16 protein-coding genes are annotated in these 19,527 nt (G+C 62.8%); 12 read left to right on the plus strand and 4 right to left on the minus strand.

Annotated features, from left to right (window positions below):
* Window positions 1-72: 72 nt before the first annotated feature.
* Together HY836_RS06880 and HY836_RS06885 are read left to right on the plus strand one after the other, a co-directional pair.
* Complete coding sequence (locus HY836_RS06880) at window positions 73-993, plus strand: potassium channel family protein (protein ID WP_290674857.1); 921 nt, start codon at window positions 73-75, stop codon at window positions 991-993.
* Window positions 994-1,062: 69 nt separating this feature from the next.
* Window positions 1,063-2,928, plus strand: coding sequence for an ABC transporter ATP-binding protein (locus HY836_RS06885; RefSeq protein ID WP_290674859.1), 1,866 nt, complete (start codon window positions 1,063-1,065; stop codon window positions 2,926-2,928).
* Here the strand turns inward: HY836_RS06885 and HY836_RS06890 are convergent.
* A complete protein-coding gene (locus HY836_RS06890; protein ID WP_290674861.1) occupies window positions 2,913-3,962 on the minus strand; it encodes a MerR family transcriptional regulator in 1,050 nt (349 codons plus the stop codon). The genes HY836_RS06885 and HY836_RS06890 overlap by 16 nt on opposite strands.
* 140 nt (window positions 3,963-4,102) lie before the next feature.
* On the opposite strand from HY836_RS06890, the gene HY836_RS06895 reads away from it, so the two are divergent.
* The gene (locus HY836_RS06895) at window positions 4,103-4,414 is read left to right on the plus strand and encodes a high-potential iron-sulfur protein (RefSeq protein WP_290674863.1); all 312 of its coding nucleotides are present in this window, start codon (window positions 4,103-4,105) and stop codon (window positions 4,412-4,414) included.
* Between the two features lie 28 nt (window positions 4,415-4,442).
* On the opposite strand, the gene HY836_RS06900 is transcribed toward HY836_RS06895, so the two are convergent.
* Together HY836_RS06900 and HY836_RS06905 are read right to left on the minus strand one after the other, a co-directional pair.
* Complete coding sequence (locus tag HY836_RS06900; protein WP_290674865.1) at window positions 4,443-6,674, minus strand: EAL domain-containing protein; 2,232 nt, start codon at window positions 6,672-6,674, stop codon at window positions 4,443-4,445.
* A gap of 216 nt (window positions 6,675-6,890) precedes the next feature.
* Window positions 6,891-7,838: a TIM44-like domain-containing protein gene (locus HY836_RS06905; RefSeq protein ID WP_290674867.1), complete on the minus strand. Its 948-nt coding sequence runs from the start codon at window positions 7,836-7,838 to the stop codon at window positions 6,891-6,893.
* A gap of 133 nt (window positions 7,839-7,971) precedes the next feature.
* Between HY836_RS06905 and dbpA the strand changes: the two genes are divergently transcribed.
* The 4 genes from dbpA to HY836_RS06925 all read left to right on the plus strand — a co-directional run bounded on the left by dbpA (window position 7,972) and on the right by HY836_RS06925 (window position 14,706).
* The gene (gene dbpA, locus HY836_RS06910) at window positions 7,972-9,417 is read left to right on the plus strand and encodes an ATP-dependent RNA helicase DbpA (protein WP_290674869.1); all 1,446 of its coding nucleotides are present in this window, start codon (window positions 7,972-7,974) and stop codon (window positions 9,415-9,417) included.
* A 73-nt stretch (window positions 9,418-9,490) separates the two neighbouring features.
* Window positions 9,491-10,276 (plus strand): GNAT family N-acetyltransferase, encoded by a 786-nt coding sequence (locus HY836_RS06915; RefSeq protein ID WP_290674871.1) that lies wholly within the window; start codon window positions 9,491-9,493, stop codon window positions 10,274-10,276.
* Between the two features lie 192 nt (window positions 10,277-10,468).
* Window positions 10,469-13,027 (plus strand): YgiQ family radical SAM protein, encoded by a 2,559-nt coding sequence (locus HY836_RS06920; protein ID WP_290674873.1) that lies wholly within the window; start codon window positions 10,469-10,471, stop codon window positions 13,025-13,027.
* A gap of 131 nt (window positions 13,028-13,158) precedes the next feature.
* Complete coding sequence (locus HY836_RS06925) at window positions 13,159-14,706, plus strand: methyl-accepting chemotaxis protein (protein WP_290674875.1); 1,548 nt, start codon at window positions 13,159-13,161, stop codon at window positions 14,704-14,706.
* Between the two features lie 7 nt (window positions 14,707-14,713).
* On the opposite strand, the gene HY836_RS06930 is transcribed toward HY836_RS06925, so the two are convergent.
* The gene (locus HY836_RS06930) at window positions 14,714-15,967 is read right to left on the minus strand and encodes an MgtC/SapB family protein (RefSeq protein WP_290674877.1); all 1,254 of its coding nucleotides are present in this window, start codon (window positions 15,965-15,967) and stop codon (window positions 14,714-14,716) included.
* A 110-nt stretch (window positions 15,968-16,077) separates the two neighbouring features.
* Between HY836_RS06930 and minC the strand changes: the two genes are divergently transcribed.
* From minC to HY836_RS06955, 5 genes are all read left to right on the plus strand, one after another.
* Window positions 16,078-16,842: a septum site-determining protein MinC gene (gene minC / locus HY836_RS06935; protein WP_290674879.1), complete on the plus strand. Its 765-nt coding sequence runs from the start codon at window positions 16,078-16,080 to the stop codon at window positions 16,840-16,842.
* A gap of 42 nt (window positions 16,843-16,884) precedes the next feature.
* Window positions 16,885-17,700, plus strand: coding sequence for a septum site-determining protein MinD (minD, locus tag HY836_RS06940; protein WP_290646216.1), 816 nt, complete (start codon window positions 16,885-16,887; stop codon window positions 17,698-17,700).
* Between the two features lie 4 nt (window positions 17,701-17,704).
* A complete protein-coding gene (gene minE / locus HY836_RS06945; RefSeq protein ID WP_290674881.1) occupies window positions 17,705-17,965 on the plus strand; it encodes a cell division topological specificity factor MinE in 261 nt (86 codons plus the stop codon).
* Window positions 17,966-18,058: 93 nt separating this feature from the next.
* Window positions 18,059-18,511 (plus strand): hypothetical protein, encoded by a 453-nt coding sequence (locus tag HY836_RS06950; RefSeq protein ID WP_290674883.1) that lies wholly within the window; start codon window positions 18,059-18,061, stop codon window positions 18,509-18,511.
* Between the two features lie 98 nt (window positions 18,512-18,609).
* The gene (locus HY836_RS06955) at window positions 18,610-19,374 is read left to right on the plus strand and encodes a ParA family protein (protein WP_290674885.1); all 765 of its coding nucleotides are present in this window, start codon (window positions 18,610-18,612) and stop codon (window positions 19,372-19,374) included.
* The last annotated feature ends 153 nt before the right edge of the window (window positions 19,375-19,527 follow it).

The raw sequence follows: 19,527 nt of genomic DNA on the forward strand, positions 1-19,527 counted from the left end.
TAGCCCGCACCCACAAATGATCGTGCGGGCGTAGACTGGATTTCAACGAAGTCTTGCGAAGGAGGGCCGCCCATGGTGACCTCTCGGACCAGCCTCCTGGCCCTGTTCATGCGCCTGATGGCAGTAGCCCGCTACCGCTTCATCGCGGAGCTGACCGGCATGTTCATGCTGATGTGGCTGGTGGGTGCCGCGCTTGTCTACTACTTCGAAGCGGGCCACAGCGCCCGCGTACAGACTTTCGGCGAGGCCTTCTATGGCCTCCTGGTCACGATGACGACCTCGGGTGATTCCGCTGTGCAGCCCATCACCACACCCGGACGGGTCGTTGTGGGCATCGCCCTGATTCTCTCCAAGCTGCTGACCGCCTTGCTCTGCGCGCTGGCGGCCGCCGTCCTCATCGAGCGCAAGGTCAAGGAAGACATGGGGTTGAAAATGCACAAGCTGAACCAACACGTGGTCATCGTCGGCTGGAACCTCAAGGGGCCCCAGATCATCCGCACCCTGCGCAGCGAGCCTCAGTTCGAGCATGCCCCCATCCTGGTCATGGCTGACCTGGACCACAAGCCGATTGACGACCCTCTGCTGATGTTCACGCGATCGAGCTACCCCATCCGAGGCGAAGCGATTGACCGGGCGTGCATGCCAGAGGCTGCCACCATCGTGGTCCTGGCCAACTACGCAGAAAAGCAAAATGCCGACGCGCTGACGGCCATCAACTGCATGGTCGCCCGCAAGGCCAATCCCGATGCCCGCATCATCGCGGAACTGCTGGACCCCAGCCAGCGCATGTACATCGAGTCAGCCGGCGCAGATCTGGTGGTGGGCATTGGCGAGGTCGGGGGCTTCCTGCTGGCCGAGGCCACCATCGGCAATGAACAGGCGCGCCAGTTGCTGCACTTCGTGGCCGAATCCGGCCGAAAGCCCGCCATCGAACAAGCCGCGCTGGCCGGCCACCCAGCCCCAGTCCGCGAACCAGCCTGCGCCACAAAGTAGTGGCGCCACCCGCGCGGGTCACAAACACGGTACGCTTGGGCGTTTTGCGCCCTGGTGGAGCCTTTGCCCGTGCTGAGCTGGTTTGAACGACTGATCAATCCCTATCCCGAAACGCCGCCCGCGGTGCCGCCTAAAGGCTTCTTCGCCTTCGTCTGGGCGGGCACGCATGGCCAGCGCCGTTTCATCCTGGGCATGACCACGCTGACGGCCGCCATCGGCGCCTTCGAGGCCCTGCTGTTCAACATGCTGGGCAGCGTGGTGGACTGGCTCAGCCAGGTCCCGCCTGCCGAGTTGTGGACGCAGGCGCGCCACAAGCTGCTCCTGCTGGCCGCCATCCTGCTGGCCAGCCCGCTGGCCGTGCTGCTGCAGACGGTGATCAAGCACCAGGCCCTGGCCGGCAACTTCCCCATGAAGATGCGCTGGAACTTCCACCGCCTCATGCTCAACCAGAGCATGGGCTTCTACCAGGACGAGTTCGCCGGGCGCGTGGCCACCAAGGTCATGCAGACGGCGATTGCCGTGCGCGACACCTGTTTCATCGTGGCCGACATCCTGGTCTTCGTGGCCATCTACTTCGTCACCATGACCGTGGTGGTGGGCCGCTTCGATCTGTGGCTCATCATGCCCTTCCTGGGCTGGCTGACGCTGTACGTGATCTCGGTAAGCTACTTCGTGCCTCGCCTGGCACGCAAGGCCAAGGAGCAGGCCGATGCCCGCTCGACCATGACGGGCCGCATCACCGATGCCTACACCAACATCGCCACGGTCAAGCTGTTCTCGCACGCCAACCGCGAAGCCCATTACGCGCGCTCGGCCATGAAGGACTTCATGAAGACCGTGTACGGCCAGATGCGGCTGGTCAGCGGCTTTGAGGTCATCAACCATTCGCTGAGCATGCTGCTCATCCTGTCCACCACCGGGCTGGCCTTGTGGCTGTGGAGCCATGGGCAAGTGGGCATCGGCGCGGTGGCGGCAGCCACGGCCATGGCGCTGCGCCTCAATGGCATCTCGCACTGGATGATGTGGGAAGTGGCCATGCTGTTCGAGCACATCGGCACCATCCAGGATGGCATCACCACCTTGTCGCGCCCGCACACGGTGCTGGACCAGCCTCAGGCCAAACAACTGGTCGTCCAGCAAGGTGACATCCGCTTCCAGAACGTGCGCTTTGCCTATGGTGGCGAGCGCGCCGTGATCGACGGCCTGAACCTGCACATCCAACCCGGTGAAAAGATCGGCCTGGTGGGCCGCTCCGGTGCGGGCAAGTCCACCATCGTCAACCTGATGCTGCGCTTTTATGACGTGGAAGGGGGCCAGTTACTGATTGACGGGCAGGACATCAGCCGCGTCACGCAAGACAGCCTGCGCGCGCAGATCGGCATGGTCACGCAAGACACCTCGCTGCTGCACCGCTCCGTACGCGACAACATCCTGTACGGCCGCCCAGACGCCACCGATGCCGACATGATCGAAGCGGCCACCAAGGCCGAGGCCCACGAGTTCATCCAGACCTTGTCAGACCCCAAGGGCCGCACAGCCTACGATGCCCACGTGGGTGAACGCGGCGTGAAGCTCTCAGGCGGGCAGCGCCAGCGTATCGCCATTGCCCGCGTGATGCTCAAGGACGCGCCCATCCTCTTGCTCGATGAAGCCACCAGCGCGCTGGACTCGGAAGTAGAGGCCGCGATCCAGGCCAGCCTGTACAGGCTGATGGAAGGCAAGACCGTGGTGGCCATTGCGCACCGCCTGTCCACCATCGCCGCCATGGACCGCCTCATCGTGCTGGACAAGGGCCGCATCGTGGAAGAAGGCGACCACGCGACTTTGCTGGCTCAAGGTGGCCTGTACGCTCGCCTCTGGGCACATCAAAGCGGCGGCTTCCTGGGCGACGAAACCGACGATGACGAAGCCGCAGGCACTCAGGCTGTGGCTTGATCCTTGTCGGGCACCGAGATGCCTTCCGCCTGCGCCACTGTGATCAGGGCTTCTTCCATCAAGGCGCGGGCGTGGCCCGCAACGCGATAGAGGTAGGCGTGCAAGGCCACATCGGCTGGCTCGCGGCTTTCACAATCGGCGCTGTAGGACTCGAACTGCCCCAGCAAGGTCACCAGATGGGCGAGATGCTGAGGGCATTCACAAGCCACACGTGGCATGGATTGCACGAGGCTGGCCAGTGTAGGGCCGTCGAATCGAGGCACGGGCGCAGGCTCGGGCACATGCCTCAAGCCGCGCGCCACACTGCGCCAGCCTCTGACTGCATCCATCAGTGATTGCATCAACTCGGGTGCAGCCACAGGAGCTCGGTGAAGGATAGCCCCGCGAGCGTGCAAGGCGCCTGTGACCTGGCTGCTGGCAAAGCCATACACCGTCAGAATTTGCCGGGCGCCAACCAGACGTTGCAAGCGCACCAGCCAGTCCACTGTTTCCATATGCAAAGCCGGCAAGTCTGCCAACACCAGGTCGGCCACAAGGCCACGCAAGGACAACTCGGATGAAGGGCTGCCGTCGATGGCCTTGACCACCCGCACGCCATCGTCCTCAAAAGCATGGAGCTGATCCTGCCAATGCAGTGCAGCGTCCTTGCCAACCAGCAAAACGCGCACAGGGTCGATCCGTCTGCTCACTTCGGGCGAACGCACCCGATCCACAGGAGCGACCGCTCCGTTCATGACGCCTTCGGTCTGATCTGCCTCGTCCATCAGGTCCTGCAGGGCCGCCGTGTCCATGCGTGCCAGCATGCCGATGCCATGACCTCGGTTCACCAGTTGCTTGATCAGCACGAGGCGGCGCACATCCTGGCTGGAGTACAGGCGCTGCCCGGATGGCGTTTGCGTTGGCCCGACAACCTGATACCGACGCTCCCAGACGCGCAGCGTGGCCACCGGTATATTGACCATGCGGGCCGCAGCGCTGCTGCGGTAGCTGGGCACAACGGCCTCATCAGCCTTTGATCTCGGTTCTTCGGACATGCAGCACCTCAAATCTTGACTGAACTCAAATTGAACTAGCTTTGAGTCATTGTGACAACGTACAAAGCGCAAAAGGAGGTCGAAAATGAGTCAAAGTGGATTCAAGCATTTCCTTCCCCACTGAACCGGAGAACTCACCCATGACCAGCCGTCGCCAATTCATGATGACCGTCGTTCCTGCCGCCGCCGCACTGACGGTGATGGGCACTGCTCGTGCTGCCGATGCAGCCAAGGCCGATGAAAAAGACCCCGCAGCCGTTGGCCTGGGCTACAAGCACGACGCTACCAAGGTCGACGCCAAGAAATATCCCACCTTCAAGGCCGGTGCCATTTGCGGCAACTGTCAGTTCTACCAAGGCAAGGCCAGTGATGCCTGGGGCGGCTGCCCTCTGCTGGGCGGCAAGCAAGTCAACGCCAAGGGCTGGTGCTCGGGCTACGCCAAGAAGGCCTGATCGAGCCCGCTCGTCAGACCGATACGGGTCACGCTGCTTCCGTGACCCGCGCCAAGGTGCCGTGATCGAGGGTTTGGATCAGCCAGTCCTCGAACGCGGCAGCAGGCATGGGCTTGGCAAACCAGTAGCCTTGCCCTTCATCACACCCCAACGACCGAAGGTTCTGCATCATGCCCAGGGTCTCGACACCCTCTGCAATGCTGCTCAATCCCAGGCCTGCCGCCATCTGGATGATGGCGCGCACGATGGCCACTTCATCTGGATGACGCTCCAGATCGCGCACAAAACTCTGGTCGATCTTGAGCTTGTCGACCGAGAAGCGCTTCAGATATGACAGGCTGGAATAGCCCGTACCAAAGTCATCGATCGCCAGTTTCACGCCCAAGGCTTTGAGTGCCTTGAGCCGGCGCTCCACGCTTTCCACATCGCTGATCAGCACCGATTCAGTCAACTCCAGTTCCAGCTGATGTGCAGGCAGCCCTGATGTCGCCAAGGCTTGCGACACGACCTGCTCGACTTCGCCACGCTTGAACTGCAAAGCAGACAGGTTCACGGCCACCGTCAGCGGGGGATAGCCCCTGTCCACCCAGGCCTTGGCCTGCCGGCAAGCTTCCTCGATCACCCAATCACCAATAGGTACGATCAGACCGCTCTCTTCAGCCACCGGGATGAACTTGCCAGGAGGCACCAGGCCCCACTCCGGGTGCTGCCAGCGAATGAGGGCTTCCGCACCGAACACGCGCCCCGTCGCGAGATCAACCTGCGGTTGATAGTGCAGCACGAACTGCTTGAGCTCCAGTGCACGACGCAAGCCATTGCGCATGGAGAGCTTCTCGACGGACTCCGCATTCATGCGATCGTCAAAGAAGCGATAGGTGTTGCGCCCCTCCTCCTTGGAGCGGTACATGGCGGTATCAGCCCGCTGCAGCAGGATCTCGAAGTCCTCGCCATCATTGGGCGCCATGGCGATGCCGATGGACGCAGAGATTGACAGCTCCTGACCTTCGATCTCGATGGGCTTGCTGAGTTCTTCGATCAACTTGGTCACGACAGGAGCCGCTGCATCCGCGTCATGCAAATCCTTGAGGATCATGAGGAACTCGTCACCGCCTGGCCTGCTCACCGTGTCGGTCTGGCGCAGTGTACGCGTCAGGATGTCGGCCACAGCTTGCAGCAACTGATCGCCAACGGCATGCCCCAGCGTGTCATTGATGTTCTTGAAGTGATCAAGATCCAGCAGGACCATGGCCACCTGCTTCTGATGGCGTTTGGCATCTGCCAAGGCTTGGAGCAACCGGTCGCGAGCCAGCTCGCGATTGGGCAAGCTGGTCAGCACATCGTGATAGGCCAGGAAGGCCGCGCGTTGCTCGGCTTCCTGACGCTCTTCGATCTCCTCGCTCAGCCGACGATAAGGGTCGCGCACGCTGGTGATGAAGACCGCACGGTAGATGAAGTAATAGGCCACCACCTTGTAGAGGTGGCCCAGCAGGATGAAGACGTCATTGACACTGCCATACATCGTCAGGCAGGCCTCGGACAAAACGGTGATGATGGCCGCTGCGCACAGGTCATTGGTGCTGTAGGCCAGATCTGCGCTCTTGCGCCGCATGAAAACAAAGGCGGCCAGCGCGGCCAGGGCCATCACCCCATATTCAGCCAGGATCTTGAAAGCTGTCAGCCCCTTGCCTTCCACAAAGGTGCGAGGCCAGAATCCCGGGGCCATCAACTCAATGGCATACATGGCAGCCGTCCACACCAGAGCGAGGGCCAACAAGGCATAGCGCGGCCACCCCGAGTGGAGAGGCTGAATCGGTCGGATGGCTGCGACCAGCATGGTCCAGGCAGCGGTATAGCGCGCCATCAACCAGAACTCGATGGCCTTTTCCGGGCTTGATGGCGTCACGAAGTCCGGCATGCCCTTGAAAGAGAGCGTATGACCAAAATCGATCAGGCCCACAGCCAGAAAACCGCACCCGATGATGACGATGTTCCCAGGTTGCCCGGGACTACGTGCGTGCCAGGCCACGGAAAACACCAGCAAGGCTGCCACGATGGCGCCAAATTCCGTGATGGTATGGATGGACACCGAGAACACGGTGCCGTCGATATGCCAGGGCAAATAGGTCACCCCGCCCCACAGGGCGATGAGAATCACGGCCAGGCTGAATATCAGCCTGGTCGGCAACTCATGCGACAAGCCATTCTGGATGGCCATCGGTGGTGACACAACCGGCTCAACGCCGGTTTGGGGTGCGGACATATCGTTTGCACCCCCGGGAGTTACCGCCGTTGTAGACAAGCCGGCAGCAGACCCACGCAGAGTGCGAGGCAATAAATGATTACCTTATCGGCACCTGTTGCACTGTCATTGAGGGTAACGGATCCAAACAAAAGATGGCGCACAAGGCGCCATCTTCATCTTTGCGTTCCGAGACCGTGAACTGCGTCACGGTTTGCGCGGATCAGCCAAAGGCCATCAGGCTGAGAGCGGCGTGATGCCGGCAATCGCCCATTCCTGGCTCTCATCAACGGGGCGCACCAGGTGCCACAATTCGTTGAAAGGCTCGGCACCAGCGTTGACTTCTTCGCGGATCAGGCCATGGAAGCGCACCGTGGCCACCCACTGAGTGCCTTCCTTGGCTGTGTCCACCAGCTCCGCATCGAGCTGCATGACATCGGTCTGATTGGCAGACTGACCGCGCTCCTGGATGTCCAGGCGCAAGGAGGCAAACAACTCGGGCGTGGTGAACTTGCGCAGATCATCGACGTTGCCAGAGTCGTTGGCCGCCTGCATGCGGATAAAGATCATCTTGGCGATGCGGGTGAAACCAGCGGCATCAAAGCCGGCAGGCATCTCTGTAGTCGGCGCGGCACCACCACCCGAAGCCAGTGAGGCAGCAGCAGGCTGCGCCACCGCTTCACGGTACATCGGCGAAGCAGACTGGGGTGCGCTTTGCGCCTGGTAAGGGGCGCCCGCGCCAGCCAACTGAGGCCCGGCCGCAGGCGTTGCGCCCTTGAATCGACGAATCAACCAGCCGACCACAAAAACGGCCACCAGTGCCACCAAAGCCATGGTCAGGAAGTTGCCGAACGCCTCACCCATGCCCAGATGGCTCATCAGCGCAGCGATGCCCAGGCCAGCGGCGATACCGGCAATAGGCCCCATCCAGGAACGCTTGCCCGGCTGAGCGGCAGGCGCCGCTGCCTGAGCAGGGGCTGCCGCATTGGCCTGCTGACCAGGCTTGGCGGCCTGATTCGGTGTGGCATCAGGCGAAGCATTAGGCTGCTTGGCCGGCATCTGGCGCTGCATGCCGCTGGCACGCCCACCGCCCAGGCGCTTGGCCTCTGCATCCATGGGCGCAGACACCATGCCCACACCCGCCATCACCACGGCCAAGGCCGTCAAACCATTCTTCCAGTTCATGGAATTTTCTATCCTTACCCCATCAAGGGGTCGTTGCTAACACGCGCATTGTGCGCGCCTGTTGGGTAGATGGGGGCTGCCCACACAAATTCAACGGTCCTTGACAAATGGCCACACTGGGGATAATGGCGCCATGAGCACCCCTTCCCCTACCAGCATCCCATCAGCCCAGTCCTTCAGCACGCTGCCGCTGAATCCCGCCATGCAGGATAACCTGCAAGCCCTGGGATATCTGGCGATGACGCCCATTCAGGCGGCCAGCCTGCCACTGACCCTTGCCGGGGACGACCTCATTGCCCAGGCCAAGACCGGCAGCGGCAAGACGGCGGCCTTTGCACTGCCCATGCTGCACCGCCTCAACGGCGCCAGCATGGCCGTACAAGGCTTGGTGATGTGCCCCACGCGTGAACTGGCCGACCAGGTCGCCCAGGAAATCCGCCGCCTGGCCCGCTTCGAACCCAACACCAAGGTGCTGACGCTGTGCGGCGGTGCCACCATGCGCCCGCAGATTGAAAGCCTGGCTCACGGCGCGCACATCGTCGTAGGCACACCCGGGCGCCTGATGGACCATCTGGAGCGTGGCACGCTGGACCTGTCCGGCCTGCAGACCCTGGTGCTGGACGAAGCAGACCGCATGCTGGACATGGGCTTCCACGACGACATCGTCGCCGTGACACGCCAATGCCCCAAAAAACGCCAGACGCTGCTGTTCTCGGCCACGTATCCAGAAGGCATCGCGAAGTTGAGCGCCCAGTTCCTGCGCTCGCCCAAGGAGGTCAAGGTCGAAAGCACACATGACGCCAGCAAGATCCGCCAGTTGTGGATCGAGGTAGAAGGCAGCACCCGCCTGGATGCCGTCTCCAGCCTGCTGTTGCACTATCGCCCCGCCAGCACCATCGCTTTTTGCAACACCAAGCAACAATGCCGCGACCTGGTGGACGTACTCACCGCCCATGGCATCGAGGCCATCGCCTTGCACGGCGACCTGGAGCAACGAGACCGCGACCAGGTGCTGATCCAGTTTGCCAACCGCAGCGCCTCCGTGCTGGTGGCCACCGACGTGGCCGCCCGTGGCCTGGACATCGCCCAACTGGAAGCCGTGATCAATGTGGACGTGACACCGGACCCTGAAGTGCACATCCACCGCATCGGCCGCACCGGCCGTGGTGACGCCGAGGGCCTGGCCCTGAATCTGGCCAGCATGGACGAGATGGGCCGCGTGGGCAACATCGAACTGCTGCAAGGCCGTGAGTCGAAGTGGCAGAAGCTGTCTGAACTGACGCCTGTCAGTAAGGACCCGCTGCAGCCGCCCATGGTCACCATCCAGATCCTGGGTGGCAAGAAGGAAAAAATCCGGCCGGGCGACGTGCTGGGTGCGCTCACGGGCGAAGCCGGCTTGCAGGGCAGCCAGATCGGCAAGATCAACGTCACGGATTTCCACACCTATGTGGCGGTGGAGCGGGGCATTGCCGGCAAGGCCGTGGCGCAACTCAACGCGGTCAAGGTCAAGGGCAAGAAGGTCAAGGCCCGGCTGTTGAAGGACGTGCTGGCCGCTGCGGCCCTGGAATCAGGGCGCTGAAACAAAGTGAAAGGTGGGGTGGCATGGGCGCGCTAGGATTTGCGCACCAAGAACAACACGCAGGAGCCCCCACATGACCAGCGCTTTGCTTGAAGACCTGGCCGACCAGAACCTCGCGCACGCCGTGCGCATCCATGCCCGCTGGCAACCCGCCGGTCGGCTGCTTGAACTCAATGGCGTGCTGCTGCATCAGGGCACGCTGCCCTTGCCTCTGCCACATCAGAATTGCGTGATCAGGGTGGATCAGGCCGTGCCACCTGAGCTGGTGCTCAAGCAGGCACAGGCCTTTTTTGGCGGGCAAGCCAATCCGTACGCGGCGATCACCATGAGCCGCCAGGATCTGGACCTGGACGCCTACCTGGACGCCGAGGGCTACACGGCGCAAGCCGACCTGCCCTCCATGCTGGCCGAAGCCCCCGTCGCCATGCCGCCCATTGCTGCTGACTGGCGCATCGACCTGCTTGCCCGTGCAGACGAGCTGCCCGCCTTCGTGGACGTGTGCGCCAAAGCCTATGCCACGCTGGGCCTGCCCGAGGTGTTCACGCCCAGCTTCTTCGTGGATACCGCAGGCCTGCTGGCACCGGATGTCTCCATCGCGCTGGCTCGCCGCCAGGATGGCCTGGTGGGTGCTGCCGCCATGGTGCTGCACACAGGTGATGTCGCCGGCATCTATTGGGTGGGCACCGTGCCCGATGCACGCGGGCACGGCCTGGCCGCAGCGTGTACTGCAGCCGTCACCAACCTGGCGCTGGAACGCGGCGCAAGGGGCGTGGCGCTGCAGGCCACGCACATGGGCGAGCCCACCTACCGCAGGCTGGGCTTTCGCGAGTACGGCCGCATGACGCGCTGGAGCAAGTAAAAATGCACGTGAACGGCCCGGAGCACAACGCCGCTTGTGCAAGTCCAGCGTGGACACCGAAGCGCCCAAACTTTGCCAGGATACCGAGGCAAAAGCCCCTGATTAAAATGAGGCCTCTGATTCGGCCAGTCAGGCGACAATAGAGGGTTGTCCGTATCCGACTTGCCTGGCGCCCCTCAGGCTCCGAAGCTCATGTCCGCCCAGACCACCGCGTCCCCCGTCGCCAAAACCACGCAGCCTGCCGCACCGAAGGCCCCCAAGGCCCTGACCGCTTACCGGCCCTTCTGGGCCAAGCGCTTCGGCACGGCCAAGTTCCTGCCCATGAGCCGCGAGGAAATGACCGAGCTCGGCTGGGACAGTTGCGACATCATCATCGTCACGGGCGACGCCTATGTGGACCACCCCAGCTTCGGCATGGCCGTGATCGGCCGCGTGCTGGAAGCCCAGGGCTTCCGTGTGGGCATCATCGCGCAACCAGACTGGCAAAGCGCCGACCCGTTCAAGGCACTGGGCAAGCCCAATCTGTTCTACGGTGTGGCGGCCGGCAACATGGACTCGATGATCAACCGCTACACGGCTGATCGCAAGATCCGCAGTGACGATGCCTACACGCCTGGCGGCGAAGCCGGCAAGCGCCCGGACCGTGCCTCGCTGGTCTATGCCCAGCGCTGCAAGGAAGCCTACCCGGATGTGCCCATCGTCATGGGGGGCATCGAGGCTTCGCTGCGCCGCATCGCGCACTACGACTACTGGCAGGACAAGGTCCGCCGCTCCATCCTGGCTGACGCCAAGGCCGATCTGCTGCTGTACGGCAATGCCGAACGCGCCATTGTGGAAGTGGCCCACCGCCTGGCCGCCCGCGAGCCCATCGAGCAGATCACCGATGTGCGTGGCACCGCCTTCCTGCGCCGCACGAATGACCCGACGGCGCTCGGCTGGTTCGAGCTGGATTCGAGCGAAGTCGACATGCCCGGCCGCATCGACCAGCACATCAACCCCTACATGACCATGGCCCAGCAGGCCGAGGCCCATGGCGAGACCTGCGCACGCGAAGAAGAAGGCGCGTTCGACCCGCTGAAGGGCCAAGGCGAGGGCCAGGGCAAAGGCACGGCTCAGGTGGATGCGGCATCAGCAGGCGGCCAGATGGACCTGTCCGGCGGCGCCAAGCCCATCAAGCTCGTGGTCAACCCCACGCTGGCAGCCAAGTCAGCGGCCATCAAGGCCAACGCGGCCCTGCCTGAACGCGCTGGTCGCATCGTGATGCCGCCGCGCGAGCGCACCGTGATCCGCCTGCCCTCCTACGAGCAGGTCAAGAGCGACCCGGTGCTGTATGCCCACGCCAACCGCGTGCTGCACCTGGAAACCAACCCGGGCAATGCCCGCGCGCTGGTGCAGGCTCACGCCAACCGCGATGTGTGGATCAACCCACCACCCATCCCTTTGACCATGGCCGAGATGGACCACGTGTTCGATCTGCCGTATGCCCGTAGCCCGCATCCGGCCTATGCCGATGAAACCGGCGGCCACGATGGCCCCACCAAGATCCCTGCCTGGGAGATGATCCGCTTCAGCGTGAACATCATGCGCGGCTGCTTCGGCGGCTGCACCTTCTGCTCGATCACCGAGCACGAAGGCCGCATCATCCAGAGCCGCAGCGAAGACTCGATCATCCATGAGATCGAAGAGATCCGCGACAAGGTCAAGGGCTTCACCGGCGTCGTCTCCGACCTGGGCGGCCCCACGGCCAACATGTACCGCATCGGCTGCAAGTCGCCCGAGATCGAGGCCGCCTGCCGCAAGCCCAGCTGTGTCTACCCCGGCATCTGCAGCAACCTCAACACCGACCATGGCCCGCTGATCAAGATCTACCGCCGGGCACGTGCACTGCTTGGCGTCAAGAAGATCCTGATTGGCTCTGGCTTGCGCTATGACCTGGCGGTGAAGTCGCCCGAGTACATCAAGGAGCTGGTCACCCACCACGTGGGCGGCTACCTGAAGATCGCGCCGGAGCACACCGAAGGCGGGCCGTTGTCCAAGATGATGAAGCCGGGCATCGGCACGTATGACAAGTTCAAGCAGCTGTTTGACAAGTTCAGCGAAGAAGCCGGCAAGAAGCAGTTCCTCATCCCCTACTTCATCGCGGCCCACCCCGGCACCAGCGACGAGGACATGATGAACCTCGCCTTGTGGCTCAAGCGCAATGGCTTCCGAGCCGACCAGGTCCAGACCTTCTACCCCAGCCCCATGGCCACAGCCACGGCCATGTACCACTCGGGCCGCAACCCGCTCAAGGGCATCAGCCGTGATGAAACCCGCAGCGAGCGTGTGGACGTGGTCAAGGGCGAGAAGCGCCGCCGCCTGCACAAGGCCTTCCTGCGCTACCACGACCCCAACAACTGGCCCCTGCTGCGCGAGGCCCTCAAGGACATGGGCCGCGCCGACCTGATCGGCAACGGCAAGCACCACCTGATCCCCTTCTACCAGCCGCAGACGGATGGCAGCTACCAGAGCGCGCGCCGCAAGAATTCGACGGGCGCCGCGGGTGGCAAGACGTCGATGACCGCCATCGGGCGCGCCAGCCACCAGCTGAAAGAAGCCCCCGACCCCAGGCAATTGCCCAAGGTTCAGCCCCGCAAGGGTCAGATCCTGACGCAGCACACCGGTTTGCCGCCACGTGACAACGGCAGCCGCAACGGTCCGGCTGCGCCCAAAGCGAGAAGTGCTGCCGGAACTCGGAAAAAGGTCCGCTGACGCCCACAAATAACTTGATCCAGCACAAATAGCTTCAGGCCTGTGCACGCTTGCCGATATCCCGGTCCAGGACCGGGGCGCCCACATTGGCAGTACCGCCCGGCCTGAACAACCACTGGAGTCAAGTTCTCATGAGGATGAAGCAAGTATTGCTGGGCCTGGGCGTGCTCGGCATGGTGTTTTCAGCGGCCGTCGGCACAGCGGGCTGGCTCGGCGTACACACCCTGGGCGAGCGCATGGACGAATCCGTGATCGCCACACAGGCCACGCAGGCCGCCAGCATGGGTGACATGATGCACGACGCCTTGCGCGGCGATGTGTTCCAGGCCCTGCTGTACGCAACGCAAGGCAACAGCCAGGGACTCGCCCAGGCGCAGAAGGATGCCAGGGAGCATGGCGAAGGTTTCGTCGCCCGCATCCGCGAATTACAGGCGCTCCCACTAGCGCCGGAACTCAAGTCCAAGGCGGATGCCCTGGCGCCAAAGGTAGAGCAGTACGCGCGCACAGGGCAGGAGCTGACCACCCTGGCCGCAAACGATCAGAATGCGGCCTTGTCCAGACTGCCAGAATTCGTCGTACTGTTCGATCAACTGGCGGTAGAACAGCATGGAGCGATCGAAAGCATTGAAGCGATGGCCCACGCCACCAAGGACGCCGCCCACAGCACACGCAGCACCACTTTGTGGACGGTGGCGGCCACCACGCTGACTGGCGCCGGATTACTGCTTGCAGCCGCATTGCTCGTGACACGCTATCTGATGCAGACGCTGGGGGCTGAGCCAAACACTGTGCGCAAGTTGCTGCGCCGCGTGATGGATGGCGACCTGGCCTTGCAGGTGCGCGTCAAACCAGGCGACGAGGAAAGCGTGGTGGCGTCCTTGGCCGCCATGGTTGTACAACTGCGACTGACCGTGGCCAATGTACGCGACAACGCCGACAGCGTGGCCAACGCCTCGGCCGAGGTATCGGCAGGCAGCACAGACCTGTCCAACCGCACGCAGGATCAGGCCGCCGCCCTGGAGCGTTCAGCCTCTGCCCTGGAGCAACTGTCAAGTACGGTGGGACATAACGCGGACAACGCGGCACAAGCCAGCCAGTTGGCTCAAGGTGCCAGTGCCGTGGCTGGCCATGGCGGCGAGGTCGTGACACAACTCGTCTCCACCATGCAGGACATTCACCGCTCATCCCAGAAGATCGCCGAAATCATCAGCGTGATCGATGGCATTGCCTTCCAGACCAATATCCTGGCCCTCAATGCCGCAGTGGAAGCCGCCCGCGCAGGCGAGCAAGGCCGAGGCTTTGCCGTGGTGGCCGGAGAGGTGCGCAACCTGGCCCAACGCAGTGCCGAAGCCGCCAAGGAAATCAAAAGCCTGATCACCTCCAGCGTGGAACGCGTGACCATGGGTGCCGAGCAAGCCGGCCAGGCTGGCAGCACCATGAAGAGCATCGTGGACGCCATCGCGAAAGTCACGGATGTGATCGGCGAGATCAGCAGTGCCAGCCGTGAGCAGACAGCAGGCATCGCGCAAGTGACCGATGCCGTGAGCCAGATGGACCAAGGCACACAAAGCAATGCCGCCCTGGTGGAACAGACGGCTGCCGCCGCAGAAAGCCTGCGCAACCAGGCCGACTACCTGGCCCGTGCGGTGGGAACGTTCAAGCTCAATGCACGAGCCTGAAGCTCGTTCAGCGAGCGAGCCAGACGACCCATGCACCTGCGCACAGTAAATTGAGTGTCAGAGCCAGGCCCACCCCAAAACCAAAGCGCTGACCACCGGAGGTCAGCGCCACCCCGGTTCGGGTCAGCGCATTGGCGACCAGGGCCACCATCAACCCCCACTGCAGATGCGACAGGCTCAAGCGCCCTGCACCGAATAGCGACATCAGGCTGGCCATCGGGGCGTGGGCATCGGCGAGCGCGGCCACAGCGGTCCCCATGAGCAGGCCACCGACGCCTTGCTGCTGCGCCAGGCTGACCAGTACCGCACCACCAACCAGCAGCATCGTGACGCTCACAGCTTCGCGCAGACGCAAGACACCCTGCTTGGCAGCGGCGGCCCCATCTCCCACAGGCTCCCGAGCGCCAGCGCGACGCCACAACAAGGTGCCCAGCATCACAGGCACAGCCATCCCGATGCAAACCAGTGACCAGACCTGGCGAGCGGCATCGACCGACACCAGTGTGGCCATCAACAGCATCTGCAACCAGGTTGCAGCCATCGAGAGCACGCTGGCGCACAGCGCCAGCCGCAGGGGCGCTTGACCACTGCGCAGCAGGCTGCCCATGGCACCGATGGTGGCTGTGCTGGACACAAAACCGCCCAACAGGCCCGACAAGGCCAGGCCCGCGCGGGCACCCAGCAAGCGCTGTCCCACATGGCCTGCAGCCTGCATCAACAGGATCATGATCACCAGCATCAGCACGCGTTGCGCTGACAACTGCCCCAGCCAGGCCACCGGTGCGGCAGGCAGCAAGGGCAACAGCACCAGCGCCAGGGCCGACAGCAGCAAACCATCATGCAGTTCGCGTTCGGTCAACCAGTCAGTCGCAAAATGGTGCAAGCGTTCACGTGCGGCCAGCACGGCGGCCAGCAACACGGCGCAACCGGCGGCCAGCGCAGGCTGCGCCACGGCCAGCATGCCAATCAAGGCGGTAGCCACCAAAGCCAGTTCGGTCGTCAGCCCGGGGTCGCGGGAGCGACTGCGCCAGTAGGACAAGCCCGCCAACCCCGCGACGCCGGCCAGTGCCACAACGGCCAGCGCCAGAGCCAGCATCTGCGCGACCGCGCCCGCCATCGCCGCCACCATGAAGGTGCGCAGCCCGGCGGCCTCGCGGTCATCACCCTGCCCCTTGCGCCGTTCGCGCTCCAGGCCGATGAGCAAACCCGCACCCAGCGCCACGGCCAGGCCCATCTGTTGAGACGACAACAAGCGATCCATGGCGCCAGTATCGCCCGCCATCGGGGTAAGGCCCGATCCAATCGTGCCGAGCGCGGCCGGATCGGGCCCCACCTTGCCTTAAACTCTGGGTTTTTCAGCGCCTGTCGTCCATGTCCGCCGCATCACCCGCGAACGCCTCCGCCCTGTTCGACCTCAAGAGCGCCTCGCTCTCTCTGGAAGCCTTCCTGCTCAAGACCGGGAACATCCAGGCCCTGGGTCAGGCCATGGCGGAACGCTTTGGCGACACGCCCGATTTTTTCAGCAACGACCCGGTGGTGATCGATCTCACCCACCTGGCCAGCTTGGACGCCACCGTCAACTTCGACGCGCTGCTCCAACTGCTCACCCGCTTCAAGCTCAAGCCCGTGGCCGTGCGTGGCGGCACCGTCAAGCAAACTGCCGCGGCGCTGGAAGCCGGCCTGAGCGAAGCGCCTGATGGCCACGCCGCCTCTGCCCGCGTCGAAACCGTGGTGCAGGAAGTCATCAAGGAAGTCGTGCGCGAAGTGCCGGTCGAGGTGCGCGTGGAGGTGCCCACCTCGGTACCCACCATGGTCATCGACAAGCCCCTGCGCTCCGGTCAACAGATCTACGCCAAGGGTGGCGATCTGGTCATCATGGCCATCGTGAACCACGGCGCTGAAGTCATCGCCGACGGCAACATCCATGTGTACGCCCCGTTGCGCGGCAAGGCGATTGCCGGCGCCAAAGGCAACACCCAGGCCCGCATCTTTTCGACCTGCATGGAGCCCGAGTTGCTGTCCATTGCCGGCACCTACCGCACCACAGAAAACCCGCTACCCGCCAACATCAAAGGCAAGCCTGCCCAGATCCGTCTGGAAGGCGAGCGCCTGGTTTTCGACCCGATTCAAATCTGAGGCTCCGGCCTCAACCAGACTTACCTGAAAGGACAGCCATCCATGGCCAAGATCATCGTGGTGACCTCCGGCAAAGGGGGCGTTGGCAAGACGACCACCAGCGCCAGCTTTGCTTCCGGCCTGGCCCTGCGCGGCCACAAGACAGCCGTGATCGACTTCGACGTCGGTCTGCGCAACCTCGACCTCATCATGGGCTGCGAACGCCGCGTGGTGTATGACCTGATCAACGTGATCCACGGCGAGGCCAACCTGAACCAGGCCCTCATCAAGGACAAGCAGTGCGAGAACCTTTACGTGCTGGCGGCCTCGCAAACGCGCGACAAGGAAGCCCTGACGCAAGACGGCGTCGAGAAGGTGCTGAAAGACCTGGGCGAGATGGGCTTCGAGTACATCGTGTGTGACTCACCGGCCGGCATCGAAACGGGCGCGCTGATGGCCATGCACTTTGCCGACGAGGCCATCGTGGTGACCAACCCCGAAGTCTCCTCGGTGCGCGACTCCGACCGCATCCTGGGCATGCTCAACAGCAAGACCAAGCGTGCACAAGACGGCGCCGAGCCCATCAAGGAACACCTGCTCATCACACGCTACAACCCCAATCGCGTGGAAGGCGGTCAGATGCTGTCGCTGGAAGACGTGCACGAGATCCTGCGCGTCAAGCTGATCGGCGTGATCCCTGAATCGGAGACCGTGCTGAACGCCTCCAACCAGGGCATCCCGGCCATCCACATGAAGGGCTCGGACGTCGCAGAGGCATACAGCGACGTGATCGACCGTTTCCTGGGCCAGGACAAACCACTGCGCTTCATCGAAGCCGAAAAGCCCGGCTTCTTCAAGCGCCTGTTCGGAGGCAAGTAAGACCATGGGATTCCTGTCCTTCTTCCTCGGCGAAAAGAAGCAGACGGCCACGGTGGCCAAGGAGCGGCTGCAACTGATCCTGGCGCACGAGCGCAATGGTCGCAGCCACAGCCCCAGCTACCTGCCCGATCTGCAGCGCGAACTGGTGGCCGTCATTTCGAAGTACGTCTCGATCAATCCGGATGACATCAAGGTGTCCATGGAGCGTCAGGGTGACCTCGAAGTGCTCGAAGTCAAGATCGAGCTGCCCGAAACCGGTCGCTGATCTGCCACACATCCCCTCCCCAGGGGAATGTCTTCATGCGCTGGCCCTCCTAGACTCGGATGATTAAACATCCCACATCACAGGAGACCGGCCTTGAAGTCCTTCATTGCACCGGCGGCGGCCGTGTTCATCTGGCTGCTCAGTGAGCTTGTCTCGCCCGCACCCGCTCAGGCCCAATCGGCCGACAACTGCGTGTACGAACGCGATACGGTCACTGTTTCCGGCGAAGTCCATCGCAAACGCCGCAAGGGTGCGCTTGATGATGAGGACGGCTATGTGCGGAGCCGCACCGACACGACCATCATCCTGAAGTTGCAGCATGCCCTGTGTGTGATGCTGCCGGACGACGTCAACCTGGCCCTGCGCCCTCGCCGCATCCACGAACTGCAACTGCTGACAGACGAACGTCTGCCTCGTTCCGCCGAACGGATCAGGCGATTTGAAGGCACTTTGCTGCTCGATCAGGATGGCAGCCACCAGAGGCCAGTGTTGCTGGAAATCAAACAGCCCGACGAAGGCTACAAACCGGTACGCAAACAACGCTGACCCATTGCGCGAACCGGCATTGTTGCAGTGCACAATAGACGCCAGGGCGACACACGCAAGGTTGCCCATTTCAACGCGTCCAAGGAAGGTCAGCAGCCATGCGCTATGTCGTGTTCAACCAGAAAGGTGGCGTCGGCAAATCCACCATCACCTGCAACCTCGCGGCCATCAGTGCCAGCCAGGGCATGCGCACCCTGGTCATCGATCTGGACCCTCAAGGCAATTCCACGCAATACCTGCTTGGGGCCCCCCAAGAAGACGCCGAGGTCAGCGCCGCCGAATTCTTTGACCAGACCTTGAAGTTCAGTGCACGCCCGAAGGGTGCAGACGAGTACACGGTTGAAACCCCGTTCGAGAACCTGCACCTGATGCCCTCGCATCCCACCTTGGACGAGTTGCACGCCAAGCTGGAATCACGCTACAAGATCTACAAGCTGCGTGACGCCCTGGCGGATCTGGCCGATGACTATGACCGCATTTACATCGACACACCGCCTGCCTTGAATTTCTATACCCGCTCGGCATTGATTGCCGCGCAAGGCTGCCTCATTCCCTTTGACTGCGATGATTTCTCTCGTCGCGCGCTCTACACCTTGCTTGACAACGTGCAGGAAATCCAGGCCGATCACAATGAAGACCTGAAGGTATCCGGCATCGTGGTCAACCAGTTTCAACCGCGTGCATCCTTGCCGCAAAAACTGGTTCAGGAATTGATTGACGAGGGTTTGCCCGTTCTGCAACCTTATCTGAGCGCCTCGGTCAAGGTGAAGGAATCACACCAGCAAGCCAAACCCATGATCCATCTGGATCAGCGCCACAAGCTCACGCAGGAGATGATCGCCCTGCACGACGCCTTGGGCTGATAAGCGGGCACGGGGTTACTCATCCGCAAGCCTTACCTCAGTCAGAATGTGCAAGTGGTCTGATTCCTCGCCGGGACCGCCAGCACGCCTGTATCAATCAAACCAAGTTTGGTATCTGCCGCTTGACAGGGCTGCGGTATTGCACATAGATTG

The organism is Aquabacterium sp., assembly GCF_016234775.1.
GTDB lineage: Bacteria > Pseudomonadota > Gammaproteobacteria > Burkholderiales > Burkholderiaceae_C > Aquabacterium.